Source organism: Bradyrhizobium ganzhouense (assembly GCF_049949285.1).
Lineage (GTDB): Bacteria > Pseudomonadota > Alphaproteobacteria > Rhizobiales > Xanthobacteraceae > Bradyrhizobium > Bradyrhizobium ganzhouense.
Genome location: NZ_CP181318.1, coordinates 6703262 through 6719170 on the forward strand (window position 1 = coordinate 6703262; position 15909 = coordinate 6719170).

Consider the following 15909-nt stretch of genomic DNA (forward strand, 5'->3'; position numbering starts at 1 on the left):
CAATAACAAAACAAGGAAAAGGAAACGACCATGCGATCATCGACAATTCTGGGCTCTGGCCTCCTCACCTCCGCGCTGGCGCTGTGCCTCGCCGCCCCCGCCTACGCGCAGTCGGCCGATCCGATCAAGATCGGCGTCATCGCCGAGGTGCAGTCGATCGCGGGCGCTGCGACACCCGGCGGCGCGCAGATTGCCGCCGACGAGATCAACGCCAAGGGCGGCATCCTCGGCCGCAAGGTCGAGATCGTCACCTATGACAACAAGAGCTCCTCGGCCGACTCGGTGCGAGCCTTCCAGCGCGCGGTGAGCGAGGACAAGGTCTCGGCCGTGATCGCAAGCTATATCAGCGAGGTCGTGCTGGCGCTCGAGCCCTGGGCCGCTCGGCTGAAGATACCGCTGATCACCCCGGGTGCCGCCTCGAACGAGATCACCAAGGCAATTCACAACGATTACGAGAAGAACAAGTACAGCTTCCACGGCTATCTGACCTCGGCGGCGCAGGCCCAGATCGTCTGCGACGCGGCCAAGGATCTGCTGGTCGACAAGATGCACATGAAGACCGTCGCGATCATGAGCGAGGACGCCGCCTGGACCAAGCCGCTCGACATCGGCTACGAGGCCTGCCTGCCGAAGGCGGGCTTGAAGGTCGTCGAGCATGTGCGCTTCTCGCCCGATACCACCGACTTCACGCCGATCTTCAACAACATCGAAGCGAAGAAGCCTGACGTGATCGTCACCGGCATCTCGCATGTCGGCGTGCAGCCGACGGTGCAGTGGAAGAACCAGCAGGTGCCGATCCCGATGTTCGGCATCAGCGCGCAGGCGCTGAGCCCGACTTTCTGGAAGGACACCAATGGCGCCGCCGACGGCGTGCCGTCTTTCGCGGTGTCGACGGCCGACGTCGCCGTCACCTCCAAGACGAAGCCGTTTGCGGCGGCGTTCGCGGCCAAGTACGGCATGCCGCCGGCCTATACCGGCTATACCGCCTATGACGAGGTCTACATCATCACCGACGCCATCAAGCGCGCCGGCTCGACCGATCCGGACAAAATGGTCGCCGAGATGGAGAAGACCAATTTCGAGGGCACGATCGGCCAGATCCAGTTCTACGGCAAGGACGACGAGTTCACCCACGGCATCAAGTACGGTGCCGGCGCAGTGACCGGCCTCGTCTTCCAGTGGCAGGACGGCAAGCAGGTCACGGTGTGGCCGGAGAAGGTCGCAGAAGGCAAGCTGAAGTTTCCGAATTTTGTGAAGCTGTCGCAATAAGAAGCGGAAGAACGCTTTCGCAAACGCGTGATGCCCGGGCCTCTCCCGGGCATTTCGTTTTCTGTCTCGATGCGCCATTGACGTGCAGCACGCTTGCAAATTTGGCAGGGTCGATCAAACTAAGGACAGCACGCAGGCAACCTAAGAATCTGCGGCTTATCAAGGAGGACACATGCTCCCCTATGTCGCCCACGACCCTCGCTTCGAGCGGCTGGTCTTCGGCCATGTCAATCTCGAGAAACTCACCAGCGGCTGCCGCTGGGCCGAAGGCCCCGCCTATTTTCCCGCCGGGCGCTACCTCATCTGGTCCGACATTCCGAACAACCGGATGATGCGCTTCGACGAGACCGACGGATCGGTGTCGGTGTTCCGCGCGCCGAGCTTCAATTCCAACGGCAACACGACCGATCGCCAGGGGCGGCTGGTCAGTTGCGAGCATTTCATGCGGCGCGTCACCCGGACCGAGCACGATGGCTCCATCACCGTGCTGGCGGATGCGTTCGAGGGCCGCCGATTGAATTCGCCCAACGACGTCGTCGTCAAGTCCGACAATTCGATCTGGTTCTCCGATCCGACTTACGGCATCGACAGCGACTATGAAGGACAGCAGAGCCCGTCAGAGATCGGCGCCTCCAACGTCTACCGGATCGACGGCAGCTCGGGTGCCATCACGCGCGTCGTGTCCGACCGGGTGCAGCCCAACGGGCTGGCCTTCTCGCCGGACGAAAGCCTGCTCTATGTCGCCGACACCGGCGCGACCCATGTTCGCGGGCTTCCGCCGACGATCTGGTTCTACGAGGTCAAGGGGCAGACAGTCGGAGAGGCCTCGCTGTTCGCCACCTGCCCGGACGGGCTCTATGACGGGTTCCGCTGCGACATCCATGGCAACATCTGGACGTCGGCGGGCCGCAGCGTGTTCTGCTACGCAGCCGATGGCACGCATCTCGGCACAATCCCGATCGGCGAGATCGTCGCCAATGTCTGCTTCGGCGGCCCGCGCCGCAACCGCCTCTACATCTGCGGCCAGACCTCGCTCTATTCGATCTACCTCAACACACGGGCGGCGGTGTAGGGGCGCACGGCGCGGCTACACGGCTTCTTTCGCCGCATATTGCGACGCCTCGCGTGGGCCGGCCTGATGCGTGCCGGCGCGCGATGCGCTCGATCGCTCTTTGATGTGGTCTGCAACAAACTCTGTATCCCGCCCGATGCCGACAAATCGGCCCGAGCCCCAGGTATAGAGCCACGGCAGGCCGACCACATAGGCACCGTCAACCGACGTGATGCCCCGCTTGTGGGTTGGATAACCGGTGCCATCGAACAGCGGCAGGTCGATCCAGGACCAGTCGGACCGGAAGCCGGTCGTCCAGATGATACTGCTGATGCCGCTCGCGGCGAGATCGAGCTCCGTGGGCACCGCAGTGGGTGACCACACGGGCTCATAGTGAGGCGTCACCGGCGCGGCGATTCTATTCTTTGCGATGTGCTCATCGATCATTCGGCAGATGCCGTTGTAGACCCGATCGGCATTGTCGAGATTGAACTGGAGATCATCGCCAAGCTGCAACCTGGTTCCGCGGCCATCCTTGAGGCGACCGTAGAGCTTCATGCCTTCGAGGGCGAATTTGCGCAGGTCGATGTCGCGGCCGCCGTCCCGTCCGGTCAAATAGTGGTTGGCGTTCTTGCGAACGCCCTCTTTCAGCGAATGCTTGTCGACGGGCAGGTCATACTGGCCGAGATCGTCAAGCCAGTCGACTGCGTCGCGGCCGCGATAGAAGCGCGGGCACCGCGGCGCGCTGCCGACGGCAAGATGCACCTTGCGGCCGGCCAGATGCAGGTCTTCGGCGATCTGGCAGCCCGATTGCCCGCTCCCAACCACGAGGACCTCGCCCGGCGGCAATTGATCCGGATTGCGGTAGGCGGCGGAGTGGATCTGCGTGATCGATGGATCGAGCCGGTCCGCAAACGGCAGCACTTTCGGAATGTGATATCCGCTGACGGCCAGCACGACGCGATCCGCGGCGATCTCGCCGGCTGTCGTCTCGAGCATGAAGCCGCGACCGGATTGCCTGAGTCGTGTGACGGCGACACCTTCGCGAACCGGCGCATCGATGTGCCTGGCAAAATCCTCGATGTAAGAGACGATCTCGTCGCGCAGCATGAAGCCATGCGGATCCCCGCCGGCGTAGGGAAAGCCGGGAAGCTGGCATTGCCAGTTCGGCGTCACGAGGCAGAACGCGTCCCAACGCTGCGTCTTCCAGGAATGAGCGATGGTGTTCTTTTCGAGAACGACATGCCCAATACCCTGGGCCGTAAGTTGCGCGCTCATCGCAAGGCCGGCCTGGCCGCCCCCGATCACGACGACCGGATAGTGAGTGTGAAGGTCAGACATGATCAGCTCCTACTATTCTTCAAATGAGACGATCGTGACGGAAGCGCCAGGCGTGGCCTCGAACTGCGCGGCCGTCGCCTCGATCCGAGCGAGCTGCCCGAGCGCGCGCGAGCAGAGAAAGCCGTACTTCTCACGGACGCGCTCGGCCGCAATCGTCAGCGCAACGCGGCTGCGTTCGCGAAAATCGTCGAGCCCATAGGTCGTGCCGGCGACGAAATGATCCTTGATGACGAGCGAGGGCGAATAGCAGGCCTCTATCCGCTGATCGGGCCAGCACACGTTGAAATGCATCTCAGGCATAGTGCACCTCGCGCATATCCTGATAGGTCGCGATGTGTGCCCTGGCGGTGCGGCCCCAGTCATGATGCCGGGCGACCCTGGCGCCATTCGCGATCAGGCGCGAGCGCAGGGGATCGGCGAGCGCACTGAGGGCGGCATCCGCGATCGAGCCCGCGTGATGCGGATCGCACCAGGCAACATCGTCGGGGCCGAGATATTCCGTGAACGGCGCGATATGCGAGACCACCACCGGCACGCCACTGGCCATCGCTTCCAGCACAGCTAGCCCAAAGCCTTCGCGCAAGGACGGGAACAGCAGTGCATCGGCCAGGCGAAACAACGATGGCATCTCGGCATCCATCAGCGGGCCGGTCTCGATCACCGCATCCGCCGGCAGTCCGGCGTCGCGCAGCCGCGACTTGAACTGTTGTCGATAGAGACCATGATCAAGCAGAGAAGCCCCGCCAGCGATCACGAGCTGCGCGGAGCGGTGCACGGCGTGCACCTGCCGGAAGGCATCGAGAATGCCGAGCGTATTCTTACGCTGCTCAACGCCGCCGATCGACAGCAGGATCGGGCCGGTTCGAAGGCCGAGCCGGGCACGCAGCACCTGATCGCCAACAGCCGCGCCGCGTGAATAGCGCGCCGTGTCGACGCCATTGCCGACCAGCGTCGCCGTACGGGACATTTCTGTCTTCAGCTGCGCCTGCCAGAACCGGCTGACGACGAACAGGCCGTCGGCGTGAACGATCGAGCGACGGTCGAGCTCGCAGAGCCGCTCGTGGTTGAATGCATCGATGTGATGAACGGTGCGGACATAGCGCTGAACGAGGCCGCGCTGCTTCAGGGTCGCGAGCGCATTGCCGGATATGCCGTCCTGGGCGTGGAAGACGTCAAACTGCCGATTTGCGGCGTCCTCGAAATGCCGGACATAGTCCTCGATGCGCGCTTCGACCATCGCGACGACGTCGCCCGTTGCGGGCGATGCAGGCACCGAGCGCGTCGCGGCGACGCTGCAGCGGAAGAAGCCTTTGCCAGCGGGGTCGGGCGCATGCACGACCGGCCTATGCCGGAGGTCCGCAAGGGCGTCGGCAAGCGCGAGTGCGTGCACCACGCCACCTCTTGGATTGGTCGAGTGCGTGAGGATCGCGATGCGAAGCCGGGATGAACCGCCGCTCATGCCACGCTCCGCTGCTGATGGCTCTGACCTGGCGCGCAACCAATCAGGGGCTGCGCCGCGAAGTCCCAGACCGTTGCGCGGCCGGAGGCGTTGCGAATATCCACGCTTGTTCCCGCACTGACCTCTCCGATCGCCGCCGCCGCGATGCCGCGCCGCTCGAAGCGCGACAGGATGTCATCGACGGAGTCGGGCTTCGCCGACAGGAGATAGCCGAAGCTCGGGAAAGTGAGCAGCCAGCGCTCGAGCGGCGCACTTTCGGGAATCGGAATCGCCTCGACGTCCAGCGTGATGGCGACCTGCGAACACTCGGCCAGCATCGCCGCGGTCCCGACGATACCGCCCTGGCTGATGTCCTTGGCCGCGAGTGCGAGCCCCGCCTCGGCAATGCACGGCAGGATCTCCAGATCGCCGCGTAGCCGCTCCGCGGGCGCGTCGGTCGCCGCCTCCCAGTTCGCGAACGGCTCGCGGTAGCGGCCGCGAAGATCGATCGCCGCGATGAGCTTGTCGCCGGGCCTGGCGTCGAAGCTCGTGAGCAGCCGCCTGGCGCGGCCGAGGATCGCGACGGCAAACTGGCTCTGGCTGCTGCGCATATTGGTATGCCCGCCGATGACGGGCACACCGAATGTCTTCGCGGCTGCTTTCAATCCTTCGAGAATGGGCGCGGCCTTGTCCGCACCATTGGACCAGATCGCGTTGACGATGGCAGTCGGCCGTCCGCCCATCGCCGCGACGTCCGAGATGTTGACCATGGCGCCGCACCAGCCCGCAAACCAGGGGTCGGCGGCGACGAATTCGTTCATGAAGCCTTCGATGGCGAACAGAGTGTAGCCATCACCCTCCGGGATCGCCGCGCAATCGTCCCCCATCGCGATGGCGTCGCCGCCCGAGAGGTCGAGCGCGGCCGCGACAGCCGCGATATCGGCCTTGGCGGCGATGCCGCGGCTTTGGCGAAGCCTTTCGGCGAGACTTGTGAGTGCGGCACCCGTCAGCATGATCAGGCCGCCAGTTTTGCGAGCGATCGGAAACCGGTTTCGGGCGTCCGGAACGGCGGATAGTGGTCGAGGTCAGCCTCCATGCGATGGTGCGACCGGCCATGGAGTTCGAATTCGCCGAGCGAGCGCCAGTGCATGTGCTGGAACAGCAGCGCGTTCTGGCTCTGCACGTTGGCAAGGAAGCGCCGGCAGCCGCGCGCATGCGCAGAGCAGACCGCAAGCCGGATCAGACCGGCGCCAACCGCGCTGAGCCGGCGATGGCCCTTGTCAACGGCAAGGCGTGAGCCCCACCACACATCCGCCTCGTGTTCATCGGCGTGAATGCGCACGGTGCCGACGACATCGGCCTCGGCCACGCCGAGCAGCGACACGGCGACGAGCGGAATGGCGATATCGTCGACCGCGTCGCGATCATCACCCGCAAACACGCCCTGCTCCTCGCAGAACACGTCGCGGCGCAGTGCTGCGGCGGCGGCACGCTCCCAGGTTTCGGTTGCGAACTTGACCTGGAATTCCGGCGCAACGAATGGCTTGAACGGCTCGAACATCATGCGCTTGCTCCGCGTTCGTAGGTGGACAGGGCCGAGCAGGCGCCGCATTTGCCGCAGCCTGCCTTGATGTCAGTGGCGCGCAAGCCGCCGGCGCGCAGCATCTCCGCGAGCGGCCGTAGGATGTCGTGCATGAACGCCGCAGACGGTGTCGGATGGCTCTCCAGCGGCGTACCGGCAATCGGCACGAACGGCACGACGAAGGGATAGACGCCGATATCGATCAGCCGGCGCGACAGCGCGAGAATTTCCGAAGGCTCGTCGCCAAGACCCGCGAGAATGTAAGTCGAGACTTGACCGGGGCCGAAGACCGGGACGGCCGCAGCAAACGCGTCCATATATTGCTCGACCTGGACCTGCGCCTTGCCGGGCATGATCCTTTGCCGCACGGCTGGCCCAATGACCTCCAGATGCATGCCGAGCGCATCGACGCCCGCACTCTTCATGCGGCCAAACCAGGCAAAATCGTCCGGCGGCTCGCATTGCGCCTGGATCGGCAGGTCGACAGCGGCTTTGACGGCCTGCGCACTCTCCGCAAGGATCCCCGCGCCGCGGTCGGACGTATGCGGCGTGCCCGTCGTCATCACCATGTGCCTGACACCGTCGAGCTCAACGGCGACCTTGGCCACTTCGGCGAGCTGTGCCGGCGTCTTGCGCTCGACCGTACGTCCCGCCGCCAGCGACTGGCCGATGGCGCAGAACTGGCAGGTCTTGGTGCGGCTCTGGTAGCGGATGCAGGTCTGCAACACGGTGGTGGCGAGAACGTCGCGCCCGTGCAGGGTCGCAATCTTCCAATAGGGAACGCCGTCCTCGGTGGTGCGGTCGTAGAATTTGGGTCGCATCGGAAACGAGACGTCGGCAAGCACCACGCCGTCGCGCGAGATGCGGCTGCGCCCGGCTTCGTCCGGGCGCTCGACGAGATAGGGGCTCTCGAACGCCGGCGCGTTGTGAACCGGAATCATCACGGTCGCGCCGTCGATGGTGAACGGCGTGTGGTCCGACGGCCCGGCACCGCCGCGACGGCCGGTTCCCGCGGTCTTGGGATCAGCGAGCCGGACCCCGAAGGATTGCAACTCGTTGATCAGCTGCTCCGTCGGCATCGCCTTGGGTTGCGGCATCTGCGGTCTCATCTGATGGGTCTCCGGGAATGGGCGCGAGGCGGTTCGGGTGAAAGCCGTGCATCGGACGCGCGGCCTGGTCGTTCAGCACCAGCGAAAGCAGCTCCGGCCGGGCGTAGTGGCCGACCGAGTCCATCATCCGCTTGCGTTTGGTGATCAAAGCGAGATCGAGATCGGCGACAAGGATGCCCTCGCCGCTGGTCAGCGGCGGCACCAGATGATTTCCTTCGGGGGAGACGATCGCGGTCATGCAGCCGCCGCGCAGGCCTTTGCGCAGGCCTTCCTCGGGCGAGATTTTCGCAATCTGCTCCTCGGTCAGCCAGCCGGTGGCGTTGACGACGAAGCATCCGCTTTCAAGCGCATGATGCCGGATCGTCACCTCGATCTGGTCGGCAAAGACCTGCCCGACCAGCGATCCCGGAAACTGGGCCGCATGGATTTCTTCGTGCTGGGCCATCAGCGCGTAGCGGGCGAGCGGGTTGTAATGCTCCCAGCAGGCCAGCGCGCCGACCCGGCCGATCGCGGTCTCGACCACCTTCAGGCCGGCGCCATCGCCCTGCCCCCAGATCATGCGCTCATGAAATGTCGGCGTGATCTTGCGGCGCTTCAGGACGAGCGCGCCGTTCGCGTCGAACACGAGCTGGGTGTTGTAAAGCGAGCCGTGATCGCGCTCGTTGACGCCGAGCACCACCACCATGCCGTGACGCCTGGCCGCTTGCGCAACCGCATCCGTCACGGGACCCGGCACGACGACGGCGTTGTCGTAGAGCTGGATGTGCTCGGCGCCGCTCAGGACCGGCGGACGGACAAAGGAGAAATACGGGTACCAGGGAACGAACGTCTCCGGAAAAACGGCGAACTGGACTCCCTTGCCGGCCGCCTCCGCGATGGCCGCCAGGATCCGGTCGACCGTTCCGGTCGGCGTCTCCAGATCTGGCGCGATCTGAATCGCGCCAGCCCTGATCGTGCGCTTCGCTGTCACTGTGCTCCTCCCTCGTCCGTCGCGTGAGCCAACCGAGGTCAGACGGTCCAGGTGTGGATCATGAACGCGTCGTCCCTGCGATGAATCAGCATGAGGTCGAGCACATCGAGCGGATTGATCGGCCGGATGCCCGGAATCAGCGACGGTTCGCCATGGCCGTAGAGCGCCTGCAGCGCGAACCGGCAGGCATAGACCTTGCCGCCTTCATCCATGAACTTTGCGAGCTGGTTGTTGAAGTTCTGCGCGCCAGGGAAGGCTTCGTCGCCGATCTTCGGAAAGCCGCGCTGAATACCGAGCGTGACACCGGGACCGTAAAGCAGAACCGAGGTCTCGAAACCCTTCCGCTTCAGGCGCAGCGCCTGGAGAATATTGACGAGGCCGATGGAGCCCTCGAACGCGACGGTGTGGAAAGTGACGAGCGCTTTCTCACCGGGCCTTGCTTTGACGTCCTCGAAAACCTTCTCTTCGTAGTCGACAAGAAAGTCGCCCTTCTGACGCGCGGGCATGTTCACTGCTGGCATAGACATCTCCTGTTCACGTCCGGCCCTCCCGGATCGAGATCAGGTTTTGCAATCAATGTGCCAAGCGACGTTCTGCACTACAAATCATCAAACCATACAATTTGCAGTCATTGATGCATTCAATGTGGAATGGAGACCTGACTGGATCGGGATCGGCTTGCGCGATGGTCGAAAAATACTGCCTGATAAATGCTGGGCAGCGCGCTCGATCAGTGTGCAGCGCGCCCTGACAAACCCTCTTCCCCAAGCCACCAACAGCTGCGATGCAATTGCCTCGACGCTTGCAACAATATACAGTCAATTCTACTGACGTAACTTGACGGAACCGAGCAATGGCCGACTGGCGACCCGATCTATCGAACAGCGACAAGCCGCGCTATCTCGCAATCGCAGACGCGATTGCCGACGACATCGCGGCAGGACGGCTCGTGATCGGTGATCGTTTGCCGCCACAGCGGAAACTTGCCAAGCGCCTCGATGTCGATTTCACCACCGTCGCACGCGGCTATGTCGAGGCGCAGAAGCGCGGGCTGATCCAATCGAAGGTCGGACAGGGAACCTTCGTTCGCGACAAGCCGCGACCGCGGCGCGCGGCGACGAGCTTTCCGCCGCGTCCCGTCGACTTGTCCATGAACCTGCCGCCCGAGCCCGATGATCCCGAATTGATCGAGCGGATGCAGGCCGGCGCCGAACATGTGCTGCGCGACATCGCACCGCTGCTGCGCTACCAGGGCTTTGGCGGCACGCAGGCCGACAAGGATGCCGCGTCGAGCTGGCTCGGCCGCCGTGCGCTGGTGCCGGCACAGAGCCGCATTTTCGTCTCGCCGGGGGCACATCCGGCGCTGCTCGGCATTCTCTCGATCCTTGCGAAAGCAGGCGAAGTGGTGCTGTGCGAGGCCATCACCTATCCCGGGATCAGGTCCATCGCCGCGCAGCTCGGCATCACGCTCATCGGCCTGCCGATGGATGGCGACGGCATTGAGCCACAGGCGCTGACCGATGCCTGCAAGAAGCTGAAGCCCAAGGCCATCTACCTCAATCCGACGCTGCAAAATCCGACGACGCTGACGATTCCGGACTCGCGGCGGCGCGAGATCGTCGCGATCGCACGACGCTTCAAGCTGCCGATCATCGAGGACGATGCCTATGGCTTCATACCCGAGCACGGCCACGGCCACGCGCCCTTCGCTGCCATCGCGCCGGATCTGACCTGGCACGTCGCGGGACTGGCAAAATGCATCGGAGCGGGCTTGCGCGCCGCCTACGTCGTCGTGCCCGACACGCGCTCGGCCTGGCCGTTTGCCTCGGCGCTCCGTTCAGCGACCGTGATGGCATCACCCCTTACCGTGGCGATCGCGACGCGCTGGATCGAAGACGGCACCGCGGACACGATGTTGCGCTTCATCCGCGCCGAGACTTCGGCGCGGCAGAAGCTCGCCGCCGAAATCCTGCCCAAGGGGTCCTATCGCGGCGATCCCCTCAGCTTCAACCTGTGGGTTGAGCTGCCCACACCGTGGAGACGCTCGGCTTTCGTGGAGCATATGCGGCAGACCGGCATCGGTGTGGTCGCAAGCGACGCCTTTGTCGTGAGCGATCCGCCTCCCGAGGCCGTGAGAGTCTGCATCTGCGGTCCTTCAACGCGGGCACAGATCAGATCCGCGCTTGAATACGCCGCTCACGCGCTGGTCGAAACGCCGGCCTTGGCGTCGCCCTTTCTCTGATCCACCAGGAATTTGATAGCGCGGCGTCAACTCGTGACACGCTCGCCGCGCCCGTACACCAGCAGCATGAAGATGATGACGAGGCCGTAGATCACCTGGCGGCCGGCCTCGGGCATGTCCATGATCGACAGCACGCTGTTGAGCAGCACGATCAGCACGACGCCGATCAGCGTGCCGAGATAGCGGCCGCGACCGCCGAGGATGTTGGTGCCGCCGATCACGACGGCTGCGATCGACGGCAGCAGATAGGCATCTCCCATACCCTGATAGGCCTTGGTGGAGTAGCCGGCGAGCAGAACGCCGGCGAGCGCGGCTGCGACACCGCACAGGACGAAGCAGATCACGGTGATGCGGCGGGTGTCGACGCCGGCGAGATACGCGGCTGCCTCCTTGTTGCCGATGGCATAGACGTAGCGGCCGAGCGCCGTGCGCTGGAGAACGATCGTGACGAGCACCGACACGGCGGCCCAGACGAACAAGGCGTTGGGAATACCGAATGTGCGATCGCCGGCGAGCGTCCGCATCAGGTCGGTGGCGGCGGTCTGCGGCGCGTAGCCGCCGGTATGGGCGACCATCAGGCCGCGCATCACCGCGTTGACGCCAAGGGTGAAGATCATCGAGGGCACGCGCAGATACGCAACCCCGATGCCGTTGACGAGACCGACCAGAAGCCCGACCCCGAGCCCGACCGGAATTGCGAGCGGCCCGCCGATCGATGTCGCCATCATGGCGGCCGCCGCGAGCGTCCACGGTACCGACAGGTCGATCTGGGCGATCAGGATCACCATCATCATTCCGGCGGCCACGATGCCGAGGAAAGCGCCGATCTGAAGCTGCTGCAACAAATAGGTCGGTGACAACAGCGGCGCGCTGCCGAAGCGCGCAAAGGTATAGACCGTGCCCGCCACCAGGATGACGAGGATGAACAGTGCCGCGATCAGGATCGGGCGGTCATCGCGCGAGAGACTGAGTGAGGCCGAACTCATCGGAACAGCTCCAGCGTGTTCTTGACGCGCAGGACGCCCAGCGCGCCGATGCTAACTGCCGCCAGCAGGATCAGGCCCTCGAACAGCGGTTGCAACAGCGGTGCGATGTCGAAGATGCGGAAGAAGAACGAGATGACGCGCAGGACCATCGCGCCGAAGATCGAGCCGATCGCGCTGCCGGTCCCGCCGAGCAGCGAGGTTCCGCCGATGACGACGGAGGCGATCGAGTTGAGCGTGTAGGCGCCGGCCTGCGGGATGTCGGCATTCCCTGACGATGTCTGGATGGCGAGGAACAGGCCGCCACAGCCGGCGAAGAAGCCGGCGAGCGTGAAGGCCGCGATCTTGGCACGCTCGATCGGAAGGCCGGACATATAGGCCGCGCCTTCGGCCGAGCCGACCGCATAGACGGCCCGGCCGAGCACGGAGCGGCGGAACGGCACCCAGACCACAAGCGCGATCAGCACGAGCAGCACGAACGGCACCGGTATCCAGGCCACCGGCGCAAACCAGGGCGCTGCGCCATCATCGAAGATGTGGACGGTCGCGGCGAAATCGCCGAGCGAGTTGGTCAGCGCCCAGTTGAGATCCTCGTCGATCTTGCCGCCCGGTGTCGGCCGCAGGAACAGCGCGATGCCGATATAGATCGCGCCGGTCGCAAGCGTCGCGATGATCGGTTGAATGCGTCCATAAACGACGACGCAGCCATTGACGAAGCCTGCCAGCGCGCCGGTCGCAAGACACACGACGATCCCGAGCAGGATGCCGCTGACCCCGCCGGGAAAGGTGCCGAGGCCGAGATGCAGACCGAAGATGTCGAGATGCAACGCCGTGCCCGCCCCCGTGAGCAGATAGCTCGCAAAACACCCCACCATGGTCATGACAGCGCCGACGGAGAGGTCCAGCCCCGACGCCAGCACCGGCACGGTCTGGGCCATCGCCAGCATGGCGAGCGCAAAGATCTCGTCGCCGTTCTGCACCAGAACCGCTGACGAGAAGCCCTTGGGGTGGGCGAAGTTGTAGAGCAGATAGAGGATGGAGAACAACAGGACGGCGGTGACGATGCCGATGTTCTGGCGAATCCGGATGACGACATCGTCAAGCATGGGCGGCTCCGGGAATGTCCGGCGCCGCCGCGTCGATGTTCAGAGCGCTCGCGATGATGTTGGTCTCGGTGAGCTCGTCGCCTTGGAGCTCGCGCACGATGCGCCCGTCATACATGATCGCCACGCGGTCGCAGCAGCCAATGAGCTCGTCATAATCGGTCGAGTAGAACAGGATGGCGGCGCCCTGGTCGGCAAGCTCGCGCATCAGCCGGTAGAGCTCCTGCTTGGTGCCGACGTCGATGCCGCGCGTGGGATCGTTGAGCAGGATGAGCTTGGGATCGGTCATCAGCCATTTGGCGAGAACGACCTTCTGCTGATTACCGCCGGAGAGCGTGGCGACCGCGTCGCCGGGCGCGCCGATCTTGATCTGCAGCCGCGCGATGGCGCGCTTGATCGCCTCGGTCTCGCGCGCGCGGTCGACCAGAGGTCCGGTCGAGATCGCGTCGAGCGAGGCGATCACCAGATTGTCGGCGATCGACATCGGCAGCATCAGGCCTTCGGTCTTGCGATCCTCCGGCACGAGCGCGATGCCGACCGACTTGGCCGCCGCCGGAGATCCCGGACGCACCTCGCGGCCTTCAACGGTAACTTGCCCGGAGACGCCGCGCAGCACCCCGAACAGTGCCAACAGCAAGGATTTTTGCCCTTGGCCGTCGAGCCCGCCGAGGCCGACGATCTCGCCGGCGCCGACGCGGAGCGAGATGCGATCGAGACTCTTGTCCCAGCTCAGATTCTCGACAGCCAGCATCGGCTTCGGCGATCCGCGCGCGGGCTTAGGCGGATACTGGGTGGCGATGTCGCGCCCGATCATGAGCTGAACGATATCGGCGGTCGAGCGCCGGCCCTTGTCGAAGGTCTCGATATGGCGCCCGTTGCGGAACACCGAGGCGCGGTCGGCCAGCGCCTCGACCTCGTGCATCCGGTGCGAGATGTAGAGAATGGCAACGCCCTCGGCCTTGAGCCGCGCCAGCATGGCATACACCTTCTCGACGTCGGCGCTGGTGAGGGCCGATGTGGCTTCGTCGAGGATCAGGAGCTGCGGCCTCTTGCCGAGCGCCTTGGCGATCTCCACCACCTGGCGGCGCGACAGCGGCAGATCGCGCACCCGCATCAGGGGATTGACGTCCTCGCATCCGATCTCGGCCAGCAGCTGCTCGGCGCGGCGGCGCTGCGCCCGCGCGTCGATGAGGCCGAAGCGGCGCGGCGGCGACGCGATCGAGATGTTGTCCGCGACCGAGAGGTCGGGCATCAGCGACAATTCCTGGAAGATGCAGACGACGCCGGCTGCATTGGCCGCCGACGGCGTCGCGAAGCTCACATCGGATCCGCCCAGCCGCATGGTGCCGGTATCGGGCTGGACGACGCCGGCGATGATCTTGATCAGTGTCGACTTGCCGGCGCCGTTCTCGCCCAGCACCGCGTGGATCTTGCCGCGCTCGCATGCGAAGTCGACGCCTTCGAGCGCGCGCACGCCGGCGTAGCGCTTGGAGATTCCGGACAGGGTGAGGAAGGCGGATTGGCTCAAGGTGGCGTCCGGCATGGCCGCGCTCACGCCGCCGCGGCCCGGCCGAGGCCGGGCCGCAACCGGGGCATCTCCGGTGCGCTCACTGGGTGTTCTTCTCGCTCTGCGACATGATCTCCGGCGCCGTGAAATTGACGCCACAGGGCGCGAACTGGTTCGGCGCGAAGAAGTTTGCGTTGAGGTCCGGCCAGTAGTTGGTGCCGGGCTTCAGGTCCTTGTAGGTCGCGACCGGGATCGGGATCGAGATCAGCTGCGGCATCACATTGCCTTGCAGCGCGGAGATCGCCGCCTTGGTGGCGATGGCAACCAGCGCCGGAGACTGGCCGTAGGACATGCCCTTGAGCCCGTCCTTGGCGTGATCGGCAATCTGCTTGCGGTACTCGTTCTCGCCCTCGCCCGACATCGGGACGAACGGATGCTTTGCCGACATCATCGCCTGCACGGTGCCGTCGGAGCCGCCTTGCGTGAACACGCCGTCGAAATGGCCGTGCACCGCGAGCGCATCCGCCGTCACCTTCTGCGAGGTGCCGGTATCCCAATTGCCGACCACTTCGGTGATCTTGAAGCTGTTGCCCGGCGCTTCCATGACCTCGCGGAAGCCGAGATGGCGGTCCCGATCGACCGAATTGCCCGGCAGGCCGCGGACCTCGAGGATGTCGCCCGCCTTCTTGCCGCTCTCATCGATGAGCCACTTCGCCGACATGCGGCCCATCTCCTTCTGGTCCTCGTTGACCATCATCACCTTGTCGGTGTCGAGGACGTTGTCGAAGGGAACCACGACCACGTTGTTCTTGTCGGCGAGACGTATAATGCGATCGAAGCCATCCGGAGCCACCGCGATGGTGACAATGGCGTCGAAGCCCTGATTGATGAAGTCCTCCATCGCGCCGAGTTGCGCTGCAACATCGGTGCCGGTCGAGACGACCTTGAACTCCTTGATGTTCTCCTTGATGCCCGGCTGCGAGGCGAAGGCTTTTGCAGTCTTCACCATCTGAATGCGCCAGGTATTGCCGACGAAGCCGTTGACGAGCGCGATCTTGTAGGGACCGGGCTTCTTGTCCCACTGAAAGAACTTGGTTTGAGCAGACCAAGGCTTGAAGCAGCCGGGATCGGCGCCCGGACCGGACACGACCTTCGGCCCTGCCAAGGCACTGACCGGGGACAGCAACAGGCCAACGCAGGCGAGCCCCGCAAAACGAAGCGTCCACACCATGTCTCTTCTCCTGAGCTTTTGTTTTCCACCCTTAACGCGGCGCAATGGCCGAGCCGGGAATTGGGCTTCCCGTGCAATTTACC

At 64.5% G+C, this 15909-nt stretch carries 15 protein-coding genes; 3 read left to right on the forward strand and 12 right to left on the reverse strand.

Annotated elements, in window-relative coordinates:
- Nucleotides 1-30: 30 nt before the first annotated feature.
- Nucleotides 31-1269 carry an ABC transporter substrate-binding protein gene (locus ACLFLU_RS31065; RefSeq protein WP_426408534.1) on the forward strand — a complete coding sequence of 413 codons (1239 nt, stop codon included), beginning with the start codon at nt 31-33 and terminating at the stop codon, nt 1267-1269.
- A 172-nt stretch (nt 1270-1441) separates the two neighbouring features.
- Nucleotides 1442-2341 carry an SMP-30/gluconolactonase/LRE family protein gene (locus tag ACLFLU_RS31070; RefSeq protein WP_426408535.1) on the forward strand — a complete coding sequence of 300 codons (900 nt, stop codon included), beginning with the start codon at nt 1442-1444 and terminating at the stop codon, nt 2339-2341.
- A gap of 15 nt (nt 2342-2356) precedes the next feature.
- Here the strand turns inward: ACLFLU_RS31070 and ACLFLU_RS31075 are convergent, their stop codons facing one another.
- From ACLFLU_RS31075 to ACLFLU_RS31110, 8 genes are read right to left on the reverse strand one after another with little or no spacing between them, the layout of a single operon-like run.
- Complete coding sequence (locus tag ACLFLU_RS31075) at nt 2357-3661, reverse strand: MSMEG_0569 family flavin-dependent oxidoreductase (protein ID WP_426408536.1); 1305 nt, start codon at nt 3659-3661, stop codon at nt 2357-2359.
- A 12-nt stretch (nt 3662-3673) separates the two neighbouring features.
- Nucleotides 3674-3961 (reverse strand): MSMEG_0570 family nitrogen starvation response protein, encoded by a 288-nt coding sequence (locus ACLFLU_RS31080; RefSeq protein ID WP_426408537.1) that lies wholly within the window; start codon nt 3959-3961, stop codon nt 3674-3676.
- Nucleotides 3954-5120 (reverse strand): MSMEG_0565 family glycosyltransferase, encoded by a 1167-nt coding sequence (locus ACLFLU_RS31085; protein ID WP_426408538.1) that lies wholly within the window; start codon nt 5118-5120, stop codon nt 3954-3956. Before ACLFLU_RS31085 ends, ACLFLU_RS31080 begins: the two co-directional genes overlap by 8 nt.
- Nucleotides 5117-6112, reverse strand: coding sequence for a sll0787 family AIR synthase-like protein (locus ACLFLU_RS31090; protein ID WP_426408539.1), 996 nt, complete (start codon nt 6110-6112; stop codon nt 5117-5119). The genes ACLFLU_RS31085 and ACLFLU_RS31090 overlap by 4 nt, the downstream gene beginning before the upstream one ends.
- 2 nt (nt 6113-6114) lie before the next feature.
- Complete coding sequence (locus ACLFLU_RS31095) at nt 6115-6663, reverse strand: MSMEG_0567/Sll0786 family nitrogen starvation N-acetyltransferase (protein ID WP_426408540.1); 549 nt, start codon at nt 6661-6663, stop codon at nt 6115-6117.
- Complete coding sequence (locus ACLFLU_RS31100; protein WP_426408541.1) at nt 6660-7778, reverse strand: MSMEG_0568 family radical SAM protein; 1119 nt, start codon at nt 7776-7778, stop codon at nt 6660-6662. The genes ACLFLU_RS31095 and ACLFLU_RS31100 overlap by 4 nt, the downstream gene beginning before the upstream one ends.
- Complete coding sequence (locus tag ACLFLU_RS31105) at nt 7705-8760, reverse strand: Nit6803 family nitrilase (protein WP_426408542.1); 1056 nt, start codon at nt 8758-8760, stop codon at nt 7705-7707. Before ACLFLU_RS31105 ends, ACLFLU_RS31100 begins: the two co-directional genes overlap by 74 nt.
- Before the next feature lie 38 nt (nt 8761-8798).
- Complete coding sequence (locus tag ACLFLU_RS31110) at nt 8799-9281, reverse strand: MSMEG_0572/Sll0783 family nitrogen starvation response protein (protein WP_426408543.1); 483 nt, start codon at nt 9279-9281, stop codon at nt 8799-8801.
- Nucleotides 9282-9613: 332 nt separating this feature from the next.
- On the opposite strand from ACLFLU_RS31110, the gene ACLFLU_RS31115 reads away from it, so the two are divergent.
- Nucleotides 9614-11002, forward strand: coding sequence for a PLP-dependent aminotransferase family protein (locus ACLFLU_RS31115; protein WP_426408544.1), 1389 nt, complete (start codon nt 9614-9616; stop codon nt 11000-11002).
- Between the two features lie 26 nt (nt 11003-11028).
- Here the strand turns inward: ACLFLU_RS31115 and ACLFLU_RS31120 are convergent, their stop codons facing one another.
- From ACLFLU_RS31120 to ACLFLU_RS31135, 4 genes are all read right to left on the reverse strand, one after another.
- Complete coding sequence (locus ACLFLU_RS31120) at nt 11029-11988, reverse strand: ABC transporter permease (RefSeq protein WP_426408545.1); 960 nt, start codon at nt 11986-11988, stop codon at nt 11029-11031.
- A complete protein-coding gene (locus tag ACLFLU_RS31125) occupies nt 11985-13091 on the reverse strand; it encodes an ABC transporter permease (RefSeq protein ID WP_426408546.1) in 1107 nt (368 codons plus the stop codon). The genes ACLFLU_RS31120 and ACLFLU_RS31125 overlap by 4 nt, the downstream gene beginning before the upstream one ends.
- On the reverse strand, nt 13084-14631 hold the full coding sequence (locus tag ACLFLU_RS31130; protein ID WP_426408547.1) for a sugar ABC transporter ATP-binding protein: 1548 nt from the start codon (nt 14629-14631) through the stop codon (nt 13084-13086). The genes ACLFLU_RS31125 and ACLFLU_RS31130 overlap by 8 nt, the downstream gene beginning before the upstream one ends.
- A gap of 64 nt (nt 14632-14695) precedes the next feature.
- Complete coding sequence (locus ACLFLU_RS31135) at nt 14696-15826, reverse strand: sugar ABC transporter substrate-binding protein (RefSeq protein ID WP_148755974.1); 1131 nt, start codon at nt 15824-15826, stop codon at nt 14696-14698.
- Between the last annotated feature and the right edge of the window lie 83 nt (nt 15827-15909).